At 58.9% G+C, this 14,415-nt stretch carries 14 protein-coding genes; 7 read left to right on the forward strand and 7 right to left on the reverse strand.

Annotation, left to right across the window (positions count from 1 at the left end):
* Window positions 1-2: 2 nt before the first annotated feature.
* The 7 genes from hisG to G1C95_RS02330 all read right to left on the reverse strand — a co-directional run bounded on the left by hisG (window position 3) and on the right by G1C95_RS02330 (window position 7,394).
* Window positions 3-854 carry an ATP phosphoribosyltransferase gene (gene hisG / locus G1C95_RS02300; protein ID WP_169171301.1) on the reverse strand — a complete coding sequence of 284 codons (852 nt, stop codon included), beginning with the start codon at window positions 852-854 and terminating at the stop codon, window positions 3-5.
* 68 nt (window positions 855-922) lie between these two features.
* Window positions 923-1,186 (reverse strand): phosphoribosyl-ATP diphosphatase, encoded by a 264-nt coding sequence (locus G1C95_RS02305; protein WP_169171302.1) that lies wholly within the window; start codon window positions 1,184-1,186, stop codon window positions 923-925.
* A gap of 58 nt (window positions 1,187-1,244) precedes the next feature.
* On the reverse strand, window positions 1,245-1,913 hold the full coding sequence (rpe, locus tag G1C95_RS02310; protein WP_169171303.1) for a ribulose-phosphate 3-epimerase: 669 nt from the start codon (window positions 1,911-1,913) through the stop codon (window positions 1,245-1,247).
* Between the two features lie 80 nt (window positions 1,914-1,993).
* Complete coding sequence (gene lgt / locus G1C95_RS02315; protein WP_169171304.1) at window positions 1,994-2,938, reverse strand: prolipoprotein diacylglyceryl transferase; 945 nt, start codon at window positions 2,936-2,938, stop codon at window positions 1,994-1,996.
* A 143-nt stretch (window positions 2,939-3,081) separates the two neighbouring features.
* Entirely contained in the window at window positions 3,082-3,954 is an 873-nt protein-coding gene (gene trpA / locus G1C95_RS02320; RefSeq protein ID WP_169171305.1) for a tryptophan synthase subunit alpha, read from the reverse strand.
* A 74-nt stretch (window positions 3,955-4,028) separates the two neighbouring features.
* A complete protein-coding gene (locus tag G1C95_RS02325; RefSeq protein WP_169171306.1) occupies window positions 4,029-6,116 on the reverse strand; it encodes a bifunctional indole-3-glycerol phosphate synthase/tryptophan synthase subunit beta in 2,088 nt (695 codons plus the stop codon).
* Between the two features lie 222 nt (window positions 6,117-6,338).
* The gene (locus G1C95_RS02330) at window positions 6,339-7,394 is read right to left on the reverse strand and encodes a Fic family protein (protein WP_169171307.1); all 1,056 of its coding nucleotides are present in this window, start codon (window positions 7,392-7,394) and stop codon (window positions 6,339-6,341) included.
* A gap of 160 nt (window positions 7,395-7,554) precedes the next feature.
* Between G1C95_RS02330 and G1C95_RS02335 the strand changes: the two genes are divergently transcribed.
* From G1C95_RS02335 to nth, 7 genes are all read left to right on the forward strand, one after another.
* The gene (locus G1C95_RS02335) at window positions 7,555-8,559 is read left to right on the forward strand and encodes an IS30 family transposase (RefSeq protein ID WP_169171308.1); all 1,005 of its coding nucleotides are present in this window, start codon (window positions 7,555-7,557) and stop codon (window positions 8,557-8,559) included.
* A 73-nt stretch (window positions 8,560-8,632) separates the two neighbouring features.
* A complete protein-coding gene (locus G1C95_RS02340; protein ID WP_169171309.1) occupies window positions 8,633-10,081 on the forward strand; it encodes an ATP-binding protein in 1,449 nt (482 codons plus the stop codon).
* 368 nt (window positions 10,082-10,449) lie between these two features.
* Complete coding sequence (locus tag G1C95_RS02345) at window positions 10,450-10,944, forward strand: inorganic diphosphatase (protein WP_169171310.1); 495 nt, start codon at window positions 10,450-10,452, stop codon at window positions 10,942-10,944.
* 348 nt (window positions 10,945-11,292) lie between these two features.
* Complete coding sequence (locus G1C95_RS02350; protein ID WP_169171311.1) at window positions 11,293-11,871, forward strand: manganese efflux pump MntP; 579 nt, start codon at window positions 11,293-11,295, stop codon at window positions 11,869-11,871.
* Window positions 11,872-11,978: 107 nt separating this feature from the next.
* On the forward strand, window positions 11,979-12,680 hold the full coding sequence (locus tag G1C95_RS02355; RefSeq protein ID WP_169171312.1) for a hypothetical protein: 702 nt from the start codon (window positions 11,979-11,981) through the stop codon (window positions 12,678-12,680).
* 182 nt (window positions 12,681-12,862) lie between these two features.
* Window positions 12,863-13,645, forward strand: a complete 783-nt coding sequence (locus G1C95_RS02360; protein WP_169171313.1) for a winged helix-turn-helix transcriptional regulator — start codon at window positions 12,863-12,865, stop codon at window positions 13,643-13,645.
* Window positions 13,646-13,701: 56 nt separating this feature from the next.
* The gene (nth, locus tag G1C95_RS02365; RefSeq protein WP_169171314.1) at window positions 13,702-14,358 is read left to right on the forward strand and encodes an endonuclease III; all 657 of its coding nucleotides are present in this window, start codon (window positions 13,702-13,704) and stop codon (window positions 14,356-14,358) included.
* Window positions 14,359-14,415 lie beyond the last annotated feature (57 nt).

Consider the following 14,415-nt stretch of genomic DNA (forward strand, 5'->3'; position numbering starts at 1 on the left):
GCCTACATGCGCGAAGCCTGAAGCGCGGTGACGATGATGCCTCGCGCACCGACTTCATACAAATCGTCCATCAGCTGATTGACCTTGGCCTTGGGCACCATAACGCGCACAGCATTCCATTGCTTGTCGTGCAGCGGCGAAATCGTGGGGCTTTCGAAGCCAGGGGTCACGGCAACGGCAGCGGCGACCTTGCTGATCGGGATATCGTAATCCATCAGCACATAGCGCTGCGCAGTGAGCACGCCTTCCAGACGGCGCGACAGCACCGTGAGGCGCTCGTCCTTGGGATCAAGACGCGGAGAGCGGATCAGACATGCCTCGGAATGCATAATCGGGTCGCCGAAGATGCGCAGACCGGCATTGCGCAACGTGGTGCCGGTGGAAACCACGTCGGCGATCAGGTCGGCCACGCCCAAGTGCACGGAGGATTCCACAGCGCCGTCCAGGTGGATGGTTTCGGCGTTGATGCCGCGCTCAACCAGATAATCGTGCACGAGCTTGTCGAAGGAGGTGGCCACGCGCTTGCCGTCGATGTCTTTGAGTTCGCTGATTGAGGACTCATTGGGAGCTGCAAAACGGAAGGTGGAGGCACCGAATCCAAGCGGCATATGCTCCAGTGCCTCGGTGCCGGAGTTCTTCAACAAATCCTGGCCGGTGATGCCCACATCGATGGTGCCGCGACCCACATACACTGCGATATCAAGCGGTCGCAGATAGAACAGTTCGATACCGTTGTCCGAATCCTCCACCACCAGCTGGCGCGGATTGGTACGCAGACGATATCCGGCTTCAGCCAGCATGTTCCACGCAGGTTCGGAGAGCATGCCCTTATTGGGCACGGCGATTCTGAGCATAATGGTTCCTTCTCTTTACGACGTTGTTATGTAATGCATCCCGTGTTGTGAACGCGACCTATAACGGCTTACAGATGCTTGTACACGTCCGCAAGGGTCAGGCCGTGCTTAATCATCATGACCTGAACGTGGTAGAGCAGCTGGCTCATTTCTTCGGCGGTGCGATCCGCGCCTTCATATTCGGCGGCAATCCACGTTTCGGAGGCTTCCTCAACAATCTTCTTGCCAATGAAGTGGGTGCCCTTGTCGAGCTCCTCCACGGTCAGCGACCCTTCGGGGCGGGTCTTGGCTTTTTCGGACAGCTCTTCGAACAGCGATTCAAATGTCTTCATGCGTGTTTTTCCTTGGGGTTTGCGTGGAAAGTTGACGGGCGAAAGAACGCCCTACTTATCAGTCCTTGTAGGCGGCCTCGGCCTTGGCGCGAATATCGTCAATGGCCTGTGCGGGGCTTTCGGCACCGTACACTGCGGAGCCGGCCACCAGCACATCGGCGCCAGCTTCTGCCACGATGTGCGCGGTCTTGGGGCTGACACCGCCATCAACCTGGATCTTGGTCTTGAGACCACGACGGGTGATCTCGTCGCGCAGACGGCGCACCTTGGCCATCTGGTTATCGAGGAACTTCTGGCCGCCGAAACCGGGCTCCACGGTCATGATCAGAATCATGTCGAACTCTTCGAGGATGTCGAAAATCGGTTCGACCGGTTCGGCCGGACGCACTGCAAAGCAGGCTTTGCAGCCCATGTCGTGCAGCTGGCGGGCCAGGCGCACGGGAGCATGTGCGGCACCCATATGGAAGGAGACGGAGGCTGCGCCGAGCTTGGCGTATTCGGGGGCCCAGCGGTCGGGATCCTCAATCATCAAATGCACGTCAACCGGCAGATCGGTAACCTCGCAGATGCGGCCGACGATTGGCTCGCCCAAGGTCAGGTTCGGCACGAAATGATGATCCATAACATCAACGTGCACTAGATCAGCGTTGGCGATGGCCTTGAGATCACGCTCAAGGTTGCAGAAGTCGGCGGACAGAATGCTGGGGGCGATTTCAATCTTCTTCATGATTCCCTACTCTAACTTTGGTTTGGGACTATAGGCAGCTTTATAGGCGAATAGTTAGTTACTTGGTGTTTTGTGTTACGTCACTTGGCCTTAGAAGCTTTCTTAGCTGCAAGGCGTTCCTCTTCGAGGCGCTGGCGTTCCAGTTCGTCGGCGGTCACCGATTCAAGCCGGCGAGCCTGAGCCTTGGGATCGGGGCCGCTGCGGTAGAGCACCACGAACAGGATGCAGCCGAGCAGGAACACGATGATGGCGGTCCACACGTTGGTGCGCAGCCCCAGAATCACGGTGGAATAGTTGATGCGCACGTTCTCGATCCAAGTGCGGCCCAAGCCGTACCACATCAGGTACATGGCGAACTGCTGCCCGCCTTTCAGCCGATCGGCAAGCTTGTGTCCAAGATACACGATTAACGCCGCACCGATAAGGTTCCAGATCATCTCGTATAGGAAGGTCGGGTGGAATAGCGTGGTCGTGTAGTCCGGGCATTCGCTGCCGTTGTAGCAGATCTCCGATTTGCCGATCGCATCGGCATCGTTCAGCTTCAGTCCCCACGGCAGATTGGTGGGCCAGCCGTATAGTTCCTGGTTGAACCAGTTGCCGAGGCGTCCGATGGCCTGTGCCACAGGCAAAGCCGGAGCGATGGCGTCGGCGAAGATAGCGAACGGGTAGCGACGGTGCCGGCACCATAGGAAGGCAACGAGTACACCCACTGAAATGCCGCCGAAGATGGCCATGCCACCTTCCCACACCTTGAGGATGTTCACCAGGTTTCCAGTGGGTGGGAAGTAGGCGCTTGGCGTGGTGATGCAGTGATAGAGACGTGCTCCAACCAACGCGCAAGGCACGGTGACCAGTGTGGTGTCAAGCACTTGGTCGAAAGTGCCACCATAACGCTTCCACCGAGTGGTCAGAATCCATACGGCAACGCACACGCCGATCAGAATGCAGACGGCGTACATGTGGATAGTGACCGGGCCGATTTCGAACTTCGAGAACGTCGGCGAAGGGATATATGCCAGATTCATGCTTTCATCCTAGCCGCGGGGGCAACAAGTGCCTATCTATTGCCGTCATATCAGGCTCATCGGGTTGTTGATCGCAAAACTCACACTGATTTGTGAGGCAAGGAACTGCCGATGAGCCTGATATGACGATGCCATAATCCGTGTCAGCGAGCGTCGCGCACGCCCTGGGCGAGTTCCTCGGTTTTTGCAGCCAGGAGTTTCAAGCCTTCGGCGGTGTCACGGGCGGTGACATTGTCATCGGCCAGCAAGGTATGCACCAATGCGGAGCCCACGATTACGCCGTCGGCATAGGCACCGACCTTGGATGCCTGTTCGGCGGTAGACACGCCAATGCCGACGCACACGTTTTCGGCACCGGCCTGGCGGGTGCGCTGTACCAGCTGTTCAGGCGAGGTGGAAAGCGTGTCGCGTTCACCTGTCACGCCCATGCGGGAGGCAGCGTATACGAAGCCGCGCGTGTTCTTGGCAACGATTTCCAGACGTTTATCGGAGGAATCCGGGGAGACCAGAAAGATGCGGTCAAGGCCGTGGCGGTCGGAGGCTTCGATCCACTCCCCTGCCTCATCCGGGATGAGATCAGGGGTGATCAGGCCCGCGCCACCCGCGTTCTCGAAATCGCGGGCGAAGCGTTCCACGCCGTAATGGAACACGAGGTTCCAGTAGCTCATCACCAGCGGCACGCCACCGGCATTGGCCACGGTTTCCACGGCCTTGAACACGCCATTAATGCTTTCGCCATTGTTCAATGCCAGCTGGCTAGCCGCTTGGATGACCGGGCCGTCCATCACCGGGTCGGAGTACGGCAGGCCGATTTCCACCGCGTCGACGCCGTGCTCGACCATCGTGCGCAGCGCGTCGAGCGACACATCCGGATTCGGGAATCCGTAAGGCAGGTAGCCGATGAATGCCGGGCGGTTCTCTGCTTTGAACTTGGTGAACATGGCTTCGGTGGCGCTAGGCTTGTGGCTGATGCCCAACGGCTGGCCGGAGGGGGTGGTTGCTGTTTCGTTCGTCATAATCGTCTTTTCCGTGTTGTTGCGTTCTCGTGCGGGTTCGTGGCTGATGCCACGAACTCTAGGGTGTTCGGTGTTCAGGCGACCTCGGTGCCGCGCGCGCCGGTGACTTCCAGTGCGGCGCTCTGCTCGTCGGTCAGATAGCCGAACCACTTGCCGGCGGTGGCCATATCCTTGTCGCCACGGCCGGAGATGTTGATGACGATCACCGGATGCTCATAGCCCTTGGCCTTGAGGTCGGCGGCGGCTTTGAACGAGCCGGCGACGGCGTGCGCGGATTCGATGGCGGGGATGATGCCCTCGGTCTGGCTCAGGTCGCGGAAGGCGTTCATGGCCTCCTCGTCGGTGGCGTAATCGTAGGTGACACGGCCGATGTCGTGCAGCCAGGCGTGTTCGGGGCCCACGGAAGCGTAGTCGAGTCCGGCGGAGATGGAGTAGGTGTCCTTGGTCTGGCCTTCGTCGGTTTCCAGCAGGTAGCTCTTGGCTCCTTGGAACATGCCGAGCTGGCCGGTGCCGGGGGCGAAGCGCACGGCGTGCTCACCGGATTCGGGGCCGTGGCCGCCGGCCTCGTAGCCGTACAGGTTCACGCGCTCGTCGTCGAGGAAGGCGTTCATCGCGCCGATGGCGTTGGAGCCGCCGCCCACGCAGGCGCACACCGCGTCCGGATGGTCGATGTGGTACCAGTCGTTGAGCTGCTCTTTGATCTCCTCGCCGATGACCTTCTGGAAGTCACGCACCATGGAAGGGTACGGGTGCGGGCCACACACCGTGCCAAGCAGGTAGTGCGTAGTGGCAACGTTGGTGACCCAGTCGCGCAAAGCTTCGTTGATGGCGTCCTTCAAGATGCGGTCGCCGGTGGTGACCTCCACCACTTCCGCGCCGAGCATGCGCATACGGGCGACGTTCAGAGCCTGACGACGGGCGTCGATCTGGCCCATGTAAACACGGCACTTGAGACCGAGCATGGCGCATACGGTGGCAGTGGCCACGCCGTGCTGGCCGGCACCGGTTTCGGCGATCACACGGGTTTTGCCCATGCGCTTGACCAGCAGCGCCTGACCGAGTGCATGGTTGATCTTATGCGCACCGGTGTGGTTCAGATCCTCACGCTTCAAGAACACGCGAGGGCTGATGCCGACGCGTTCCTCAATGAGCTTGGCGAAGCGAGGAGCTTCGGTCAGAGGGCTTTGACGGCCGACATACTGCTTCTGCAAGCGGGCGAGTTCCTTATGGAACTCGGGATCGGCCTTGGCCTCGTTGTATACGGTTTCGAGCTCATCAAGCGCATGAATCAGCGCTTCGGGCACGTAACGGCCGCCATACTGGCCGAAGTACGGGCCATCATGCTCACTCAGTGGTGTGGTTTCGGATGCTTTCACTTGTGCTCCTGCTTTCACTAGTCGTTCAACGGCAAGCGTATGGTCGTCGGCGGTGGCCACGCCTTCGCCGACCAGCACCGCGTCGGCACCGGCGCGGGCGTAATCCGTGAGTTCCACGGCACCGAACACGCCGGACTCCGCGACTTTGATAACGTCAGCGGGCAGGTCAGCGGCGAGTTCGAGATATTTGTTGACATCGACCTTCAGGTCTTTAAGGTTGCGGGCGTTGATGCCAATCACCTTGGCACCGGCTCGTTCGGCACGTTCGATTTCCTCGCGGGTATGGGTTTCAACGAGGACGGTCATCTTGAGCTCATGGGCGAGATCCAGCAGATGCTTGAGCGTGGCGTCGTCAAGGGCGGCGACGATCAGCAGAATAAAATCCGCGCCGTGGGCTCGCGCCTCCCACACCTGATAATCGTTGACGATAAAGTCCTTACGCAGCACCGGAATCTTGACGGCGGCCTTGACCTTATCGAAGTCGTCAAGGCTGCCCAAGAACCTGCGACCTTCGGTCAGGCAAGAGATGGCGGACGCGCCACCAGCCTCATATTCCCTGGCCAATCCGGCCGGATCGGGAATATCGCTCAGATGGCCTTTGGAGGGGCTGGCGCGCTTGATTTCGGCAATCACAGGGATGCCGTCGGCGCGCTTGAGCCATCGTTTGGCGTCAAGAGGCGCAGGGGCCTTGGCCGCCTGCTCCTTGAGTTCGGCGAGGGGCACCAGCGCTTCGCGCGCTGCAGCATCCTCGACGGCTCCCGCCACCAGTTCATCCAATACGGACATGACTCTCCCCTTTGGTTTGCGTCATTGGGTTTCATGCGCCACTGTAAGCGATGGGCACGAACGCCGGCCCGACGCGTCTTACCATGTGGCGAAGTGGCACAATGATTGCAACCAACATGATCGCCGACTGTACTCCAGCTAACATCATTCTGAGCGCAACTACACGCCACCCATCGTCATCCTGAGCGGAGGGCGTAGCCCGGAGTCGAAGGATCTCCTAACCTATTGCACATGTACATAAGCGCTGGCACGTCCGGCACCCACTTTGGCGATGCGTCCCTCATCAATCAGTTGCTTCAGCGCTCGTTCGATGGTGGTGTCGCTGATGTCCGGGCATTCCTTACGAATATCTTCCTTGGTGATTCGTCCAAGTCGCCGATCAAACACGTCGGCTACACGCTGCGCTTTGGAGCGCTTCCCTGAATCAGAGGAGATGGTACCCATGCGATCCGAAAGGTCACGGTATGCGGCCAATACAATGCCAAGCATAAACCGCACAAAAGGAGTCTCATCGTTGGTGTTCTCATCCCAGCCGGTGGAGCTTGCAGCTAAAGACTCGTAGTAGAGCTGCTTGTTGTCTTCGATCAGTCGTTCAATGCTCACATACCTGCCGACCGAATATCCTGCACGTTCCATCAGCAATACAGTGAGCAGTCGGCTCATTCTGCCGTTACCATCGTTGAAGGGATGGATGCAAAGAAAATCGAACACAAATTGCATGGCGAGCAGCAGCGCGTCGTAACGGTCAAGACTAATCGCTTCACGATATGTCGCGCACAGCCGTTCCATGGCGTCAGGTGTAGCTAATGCGGAGGTCGGGCGGAATCTCACATAACGCTTCCCCGCCTCGTCAATGCCGACAATCGCATTGTCACTGTCTTTCCAATGCCCACCGAATGAAAACGAGGTATGACGCATGAGGTCACGATGCAATTGGAGAATCACATTCGGCGTGATGCCGATATAATCATGCTGCTCATGGATCAGCGCCAAAACATCACGGTAACCGGCGATTTCCTGCTCGTCACGCCCATGTGGCTCCGTGGTACGCAGCACCAGACCCTGCAACCGACGCTCTGTAGTGGCGATGCCTTCGATGCGGTTCGATGCGCCAATGCTTTCCACACGCGCCACATTCATAAGAGAGTCCAGTACTTGCGGCCGAAGTTCAGCCCACAGCTGCTGCTTGCCTTTGAATTCACGAATCTCCAGCAGCAACTTGGTAATGTCAGCTGCAAAGAACCGATCCGGCAATGTCGCATAGCTAAATTCTCGCATCGTCACAGCCTTTCTGCCTCATCTCACGGTTTTCTGCATCATCTTATCAATAAATGAGGCTTGAATTTTCAGAGCAAGTGCAACGGGTGTGAATGATATGGGCCCATGGGTTCCCGATAGCATGGTGTTTGCTTACGACAACCAGACATCGGGAGGGCCCATGGGCCGGTACACCCATCTTACCTTGGCCGAGCGCGAGGAGATCATGCTGCTTCGGCACGAGGGCAGGAGCTATGGCGAGATCGCCCTGGCCACGGGCAGGGACAAGTCGACCATCAGCCGCGAGATCGACCGCAACTCGTTCAGGGTCGGCACGGGCCGTTGCTACCGCGCGTCGACGGCCCAACGCCGTTACGAGGACCGTCGGCTCTCCTGCGCGCGTCCGCGTCGGCTCGACGACGCGGAGCTGGCCGGGTTGGTCGTGCGGCTGATCGCGCGGGAGCGTTGGTCCCCCGAGCAGATCGCGGGCAGGATCGGTCTGGAGCGGCCCGATCTGGCCGTCTCCGCTTCGACGATCTACCGGGCGATCGACCGCCGCGAGCTCGATCCGCCCGACCTGGCCCGCACCCGCCGCGGGCTCAAGGGCCGGTTGCGCCGCAAAGGCAAACGCCGGCATCGCAAGGACGGGCCCGAGGAGCGCCGGGGCAAGATCCCCGACGCAAGGCCCATATCGGAGCGTCCCGCCGAGGTCGAGGAGCGTTCCAGGCTGGGCGATTGGGAGGGCGACACCGTCGTGGGCAAAGGCGCCGGGGCGTGCCTGGTCACGCTCGTGGACCGCAGAAGCGGTCTGCTCGCCGGCGGACGCGCCGCCACGCATACCAAACGCGACGTCGCCCGCGTGGAGAGCCTGACGCTGCGCGAGCATCCCGAGACGCGCACCGTCACCCTGGACCGGGGCATGGAATTCGCCGATTTCAAGAAGGTCGAGCGGGCCACCGGCGCGGTCTGCTACTTCGCGCTGCCGCACCACCCTTGGCAGCGCGGCAGCAACGAGAACACCAACGGCCTGATCCGCGAGTACTTCCCCAAAGGCACCGACTTCGACACCATCGACGACGGCCAGGTCCGGACCGTATACGACGCTATCAACCACAGACCACGCAAACGCCACGGCTACAGGACACCCTGGGAAATCCACCATTCAACAACGTTGCACTTGCTCTGAAAATTCAAGTTCTCTTTTGCTTTTAAAATCAAAAGAGTTTAAGCTAAATCCAGAACCAACGAGGAGGACGATCATGCCAGAAGATCTCATCGCACTTATCACAGCGTTGGCAAGTCGCTCCAGCGAAAGCGAATGCCTAGAGTTCAAACGAGGCAATGCCGACCCCGAACGCATTGGCAGAGACATCTGCGCCATGTCCAACTCGGCAACGCTTCTCGGGCATACCTACGCATACAAGGTTTGGGGAATCGATGATGAATCACACAAAATCGTCGGAACCAATTTCGATCCAGGTACCACGACTATTGGTCGACAGGGATTAGACATCTGGCTGCGCCAGCATCTCTCTGACAATGTCGAATTCCAGTTCGAAACCATTGAGACAGATGATAAGCGACTGGTACTGCTGCGTATCTGGCCCGCACAGTACCGTCCCGCGCTGTGGAACGGAATCGCATACATCCGAGCTGGCTCGTCGACACAGGAGCTCAAGCACGGCTCGCGTCGCGAAGAGGAACTATGGGCCCGCACCCGATCCGAGATTTTCGAATTGCAGCTCGCCGCCACGGAACTCACCGTGGACGAAGTATTCGATCGCATTGACGTCGATTGTTACCGTCAGGAGTTCAGCGTTCCGGCCACAACGTCGGCCCAACATCTTCTACACATGCTGGTCAGGGAGCAACTGGCCGTCGCACAAGACTCCGGCCGGTATGCCATCACCAATCTCGGCGCATTGCTGTTTGCACGCAACCTCGGCTTGTTCCCCACGGTCTCGCGCAAGGCACTGCGCGTCATCCGATATGAGGGAACCTCCCCCATCGCCCCCTCACGCAGCAGAACGTTCGAATCCGGCTATGCGCATCTCGACGAGATGCTCAATTACATCGAGACACTTCTGCCGGAACGGGAGGTCATCGAGGGCGCGAGACGCACAACAATACGAGCATTCCCGCATAACGCTCTACGCGAATTGACGGCCAACATGCTCATCCATCAAGATCTCTCCATCACGGGCACCGGCCCCATGGTCTGCATTTTCGACGGTCGCGTCGAATTCACCAATCCCGGACGTTCCCTCGTGGATATCGCACGGCTGTTGAACGACCCGCCCCACTCCCGCAATGAAAAAATGGCAGCGCTTTGTCGACGTATGAATCTTTGCGAGGAGGCCGGATCCGGCTGGGACAAAATCGTATTGGATTGCGAGTCCAACCATATGCCCGCCCCAAACATCGAAGAACCTGGGGACAATCTTCGCGTCACACTGCTGCAGGCGAGTCCATACCGGGAACTGACCATGCAGCAACGTATCGACTCTGCCTATTGGCATGCCTGCATACAGTATGCCCAGCGACAGCCGATGACCAACACCACTCTGCGGGAACGCTTCGGTTTGCCAAGCAGTGCCGCTTCACAAATCTCACGATTGCTGAAGACATGCCTTGAGGATGGGGTTCTCAAAACGGTCGATTCCGAATCGGGGAAACGATACATCCGATACCTTCCCAGCTGGGCATAGCCCCACGAAACCACATGGTGATTCAGGGATTTCTTTGCCCCCCAACTTCTGCAACCACGCACAGACGCGACAAAACGGTGGAATTCCAACGAAAATCTCTTTTGCCTGCCATTTGCACGTTTCGCCTGACGGTCTGCACGATTGACCTGTGGGATTGTTACGTAGGTATGCGACAATCCCACAGCTGTATCGTGAGAATCGGAAGCGCAACCGTGAGAACCCGCAGTCGAACCGTAAATTACCGCAGGTCAACCGTTCTTCCACAATCCGACCACGAACACTCACAGAGCAACTGTGCCGCAACGAACGGCAAAAGCGGGTATTGTGAGTAGCGAATACTGCTGATCACACTGATCAAGGAGATAACTATGGCAGAAACCTTCAACGTCGTGGTGGAGATTCCGCGCGGCTCCAAGAACAAGTACGAAGTCGATCACGAGACCGGCCGCGTGTTCCTGGATCGTACGCTGTTCACCTCCATGGGCTATCCGGATGACTACGGCTACATCGATGGCACCCTGGGCGAGGACGGCGATCCGCTTGACGCCCTCGTGATGATCCCGAACTCCGTGTTCCCGGGCTGCGTGGTTGAGTGCCGCGCTGTGGGCCTGTATCACATGGTGGACGAGGCCGGCGGCGACGACAAGGTGCTGTGCGTGCCTGCCGACGTGCGTTTCGACGACATCAAGGACATCGACGACGTCTCCGAGTACCACAAGGCCGAAATCAAGCACTTCTTCGAGCAGTACAAGGCTCTGGAGCCCGGCAAGGAAGTGCTGCCCGGCGACTACTGGACCGGCGTTGAGAAGGCCGAGAAGGAAATCGTCGAGGCCCGCGAGCGCCTTGCCGCTTCCGAGAAGTGAGCTAGCGCAGCGTTCCGTTGAATAACGCTGCGACAACGCTAATGCGAAAACCTGCTATTGCCATCCATCAAGATGGGAAATAGCAGGTTTTCGTTTTTTCACTTGCTATATCCCCCGAATCCCGCGATCGCAGGGCTTCCGGCGCGAAAACCCGCACTCCACACGCAACGTGCTACAATTTTGCCCCGTAAACGCGTACGACTGGCGAACAGCATTCGTATGGGATTCAAAGCCGTGAGACTCGGCAGTTTGAATGTCGGCGCTCCCCAAGGCGTAGGCGGGTGTAGGAACCCCGTCGAGGCCCATCCCCCGGGGAGGCTCGGCGGGATGAACCCCTTATGCACCACTATGATCGCTAGCATTGTTCAGACAGTATTGATTTCTCTGTCCATGGCTATGGATGCCTTCGCCATCTCCATCGGCAAAGGCTTGACCGTCACCCGCGTACGTGCCACGGATGCGATGAAAACCGGATTATGGTTCGGCGGATTCCAAGCACTGTTCCCCGTTATCGGCTATTTCGCCGCATCCACCTTCGCCTCCTATGTCACGGCCTTCGATCACTGGATCATCTTCGGCCTGCTCGCCTTCATCGGCGGCAATATGATCCACGAAGCCTTTGAGGAAGAGGAAGAGAACTCCAAAGAGACCGCGCAATTCGATTGGAAGCATATGCTGCCGCTTGCGGTCGCCTGCAGCATCGACGCCTTCGCCATGGGTGTGAGCTTCGCGTTCATGAAAACAAACCTGATTCTTCAGGTCACGTCCATTGGTGTAATCACTGCGATTCTTTCGATTGCAGGCATATATATCGGCCGCGTATTCGGCGCACGCTGGCAGAAGCCCGCGCAAATCGCCGGCGGCGTGGTGCTGCTGCTGATTGGTTTCAAAGTGTTGCTTGAGCACCTCGGCTTCCTTGCCCTGTAGCGCTAAGTAACGCCAGCAATTGGCATTGCTACTCCCACTAAACAGCCGCATTCCACCGCACGACGTAGGATTATGGCAACATATCCGTTCATTTTGAGAGGCAACTTATGACCAGCACCACGCAGGACAGCCGGACAGCCAAAACATTGCGCATGTTGCTGACCCAGTTCACAGCCTACGTGGCGCTGATCGTCGCCGCTCTGTTCGCCGTCACGTTCCCCGGCAGCAGCACACCCTTGGTGCCTTTCGTTGTGGCAGCCGTCATCTTGGTGCTGTTGGCCGCGTACTGGCCATTCCGCGGCACCATGCTCGACCGCGTCGTCACCGTGGTGTTCGGTGCGCTGTCGCTGGCGTTCACGCTGTTCCCGTTCCCAGCCGGCGAGGTGCCCCCGCAGCTTGCCAATGAGCAGAACCTGTATTCCTGGGCACTGTCCGCCGGATTCCTGCTGGTGGCGTTGGTGGTGTTCTCCTTCGGCCGGCAGATGGCCCGCGCCAATCGCACGCATCTGATTCGTGCGCTGTCGCACGCCGTCACCTCCGGGGTGGCTGCCATCTCAGTGGCCGGATGGTGCTTCCTGCCTGAACTTGGTGAGCTTGTTACGCGCGGTACCACGGCGGGCATCGTCACCATAGTGATTCTGGTGGCCTTGGCTGCGGCTTTGGCGGCTGCTTCCGTGCTGTGGGTGCGCGACGCCGACCCCGATCCTGAGATTCGTCAGCCGTGGGCTGGCACCGGCGTTCTTACGACCATGCTGATGGGTGCTCCCGTCGCCGCTGCCACACTGCTGCTTGCCGGCATGATTAATTAATCCACGTTCTGAACATTATTTCGCGATTGTAACCACAATTACTCCTGCGAGCACATACAATAAAACAGGTTGCATCGCCGTGAGCGGTGAAGTTGTGGTGTATTCTTCGTCGGCGCGCGATACAATCGGGCAAACATAAGGTCAGTAAGAAGCGGGGATACAACGTGACGGATTTGACGTTGATGACATTCGCCAGTGATCCCTCTAGTGTGCTGCCCTCCCTCGCACTGCTTTCCCATCGTGTGCGCGTGCTGCCGATGGATGCGGCCAGCCTCGTGAAAATGCCGGAGAACACGATTCTGTTCCTTGACGCTCGCGACGATCTGGCAACCGCCAAAACTTTGTGCCGTCTGATTCATGCCAGTGGCCTGTCCACGCCGATTGTGCTGATTCTCACCGAAGGCGGCTTCACCGTGGTCAACTCGCAGTGGGGCATCGCCGATGTGGTGGTTTCCTCCGCCTCCCCCGCAGAAGTCGAGGGACGTTTGCGCTTGGTCTCCGAACGTGGCAACGCGCCGGCCGGAGGCAACACCGGCGGCACGACCAGTGAACCCGGCACCACCGTGGAAGATGGCCAGATTCGCTCCGGCGATCTGATTGTGGACACCAACGGATACACCGCCTCCCTGCATGGACGCCCGATTGACTTGGCGTACAAGGAGTTCGAGCTGCTCAAGTACTTGGTGCAGCATCCCGGCCGCGTGTTCACGCGCGCCCAACTACTGCAAGAGGTGTGGGGCTATGACTACTACGGCGGCACCCGCACCGTTGATGTGCATATCCGTCGCCTGAGGGCCAAGCTCGGCGGCGAATACGAGCATCTCATCGGCACCGTGCGCAACGTGGGCTACCGCTTCGATCCGCCGGAAGAGGATCGGGATGATGCCGCAGCCAAGCATGCCGCACAGTCCGTTATCCCCACCGACGAGCCGGTTGATAACGCTGATATCGAAGCCATCGCTTAGGCGAGTCGGCGGCATTATTTCAACACAATCCGAACCGGCCGAACCAACTACCAATCATGCGAGAGAGCAAATCCGCGCGCATCCAGCGCATGCATGAGGAATACGCGATACTTTGCGAGACGATTCCCACACCTCGCTGCGCGCTGAACTTCACCAACCCCTTTGAGCTGCTGGTTGCCACTGTGCTGTCTGCCCAAACTACGGACAAGCGCGTAAACACCGTCACTCCAGAGCTGTTCGCCACCTACCCCACCGCACAGGCCTTGGCTGCGGCCGATCCGATACGTGTGGAAGACATCATCCACCCGCTCGGCTTCTACCGCTCAAAAACCCAGCATCTTCTTGGCCTCGCCGCAGCCCTCACCGACCAGTTCGATGGCGAAGTGCCACACACGATGGATGAACTGGTCACCTTGCCCGGCGTCGGCCGCAAAACCGCGAACGTGGTGCTTGGCAACGCGTTCGGCGTGCCCGGCTTCCCGGTTGATACGCATGTGATGCGCGTGACCGGACGCCTGCGTTGGCGTACCGATTGGCGAGACGCTCACCCTGATCCGGTGCACATCGAACGGGAAATCACCGCCTGTTTTCCGCCCGAAGAATGGACTGATCTGAGCCATCGGCTGATTCTGTTCGGCCGGGCCACCTGCCACGCGCGCAAACCCGACTGTGCCAACTGCCCGCTGGCTGATTCCTGCCCGAGTGCCGAATAAAGCCGCTGGCAGAGCACTATCGCACCCAATCATCCAACATCACTACATAGCCATCGC

The sequence above is a fragment of the Bifidobacterium oedipodis genome, from assembly GCF_012932425.1.
Lineage (GTDB): Bacteria > Actinomycetota > Actinomycetes > Actinomycetales > Bifidobacteriaceae > Bifidobacterium > Bifidobacterium oedipodis.

Bases quoted from the DNA above. Each gene is read 5' to 3' on its own strand.
- G1C95_RS02305 (WP_169171302.1), bottom strand. From the start codon at position 1,186: ATGAAGACATTTGAATCGCTGTTCGAAGAGCTGTCCGAAAAAGCCAAG.
- nth (WP_169171314.1), top strand. From the start codon at position 13,702: ATGCGAGAGAGCAAATCCGCGCGCATCCAGCGCATGCATGAGGAATAC.
- G1C95_RS02350 (WP_169171311.1), top strand. From the start codon at position 11,293: ATGATCGCTAGCATTGTTCAGACAGTATTGATTTCTCTGTCCATGGCT.
- G1C95_RS02355 (WP_169171312.1), top strand. From the start codon at position 11,979: ATGACCAGCACCACGCAGGACAGCCGGACAGCCAAAACATTGCGCATG.
- trpA (WP_169171305.1), bottom strand. From the start codon at position 3,954: ATGACGAACGAAACAGCAACCACCCCCTCCGGCCAGCCGTTGGGCATC.
- rpe (WP_169171303.1), bottom strand. From the start codon at position 1,913: ATGAAGAAGATTGAAATCGCCCCCAGCATTCTGTCCGCCGACTTCTGC.
- G1C95_RS02325 (WP_169171306.1), bottom strand. From the start codon at position 6,116: ATGTCCGTATTGGATGAACTGGTGGCGGGAGCCGTCGAGGATGCTGCA.
- G1C95_RS02340 (WP_169171309.1), top strand. From the start codon at position 8,633: ATGCCAGAAGATCTCATCGCACTTATCACAGCGTTGGCAAGTCGCTCC.
- G1C95_RS02330 (WP_169171307.1), bottom strand. From the start codon at position 7,394: ATGCGAGAATTTAGCTATGCGACATTGCCGGATCGGTTCTTTGCAGCT.
- G1C95_RS02345 (WP_169171310.1), top strand. From the start codon at position 10,450: ATGGCAGAAACCTTCAACGTCGTGGTGGAGATTCCGCGCGGCTCCAAG.
- hisG (WP_169171301.1), bottom strand. From the start codon at position 854: ATGCTCAGAATCGCCGTGCCCAATAAGGGCATGCTCTCCGAACCTGCG.
- G1C95_RS02335 (WP_169171308.1), top strand. From the start codon at position 7,555: ATGGGCCGGTACACCCATCTTACCTTGGCCGAGCGCGAGGAGATCATG.
- G1C95_RS02360 (WP_169171313.1), top strand. From the start codon at position 12,863: ATGACATTCGCCAGTGATCCCTCTAGTGTGCTGCCCTCCCTCGCACTG.
- lgt (WP_169171304.1), bottom strand. From the start codon at position 2,938: ATGAATCTGGCATATATCCCTTCGCCGACGTTCTCGAAGTTCGAAATC.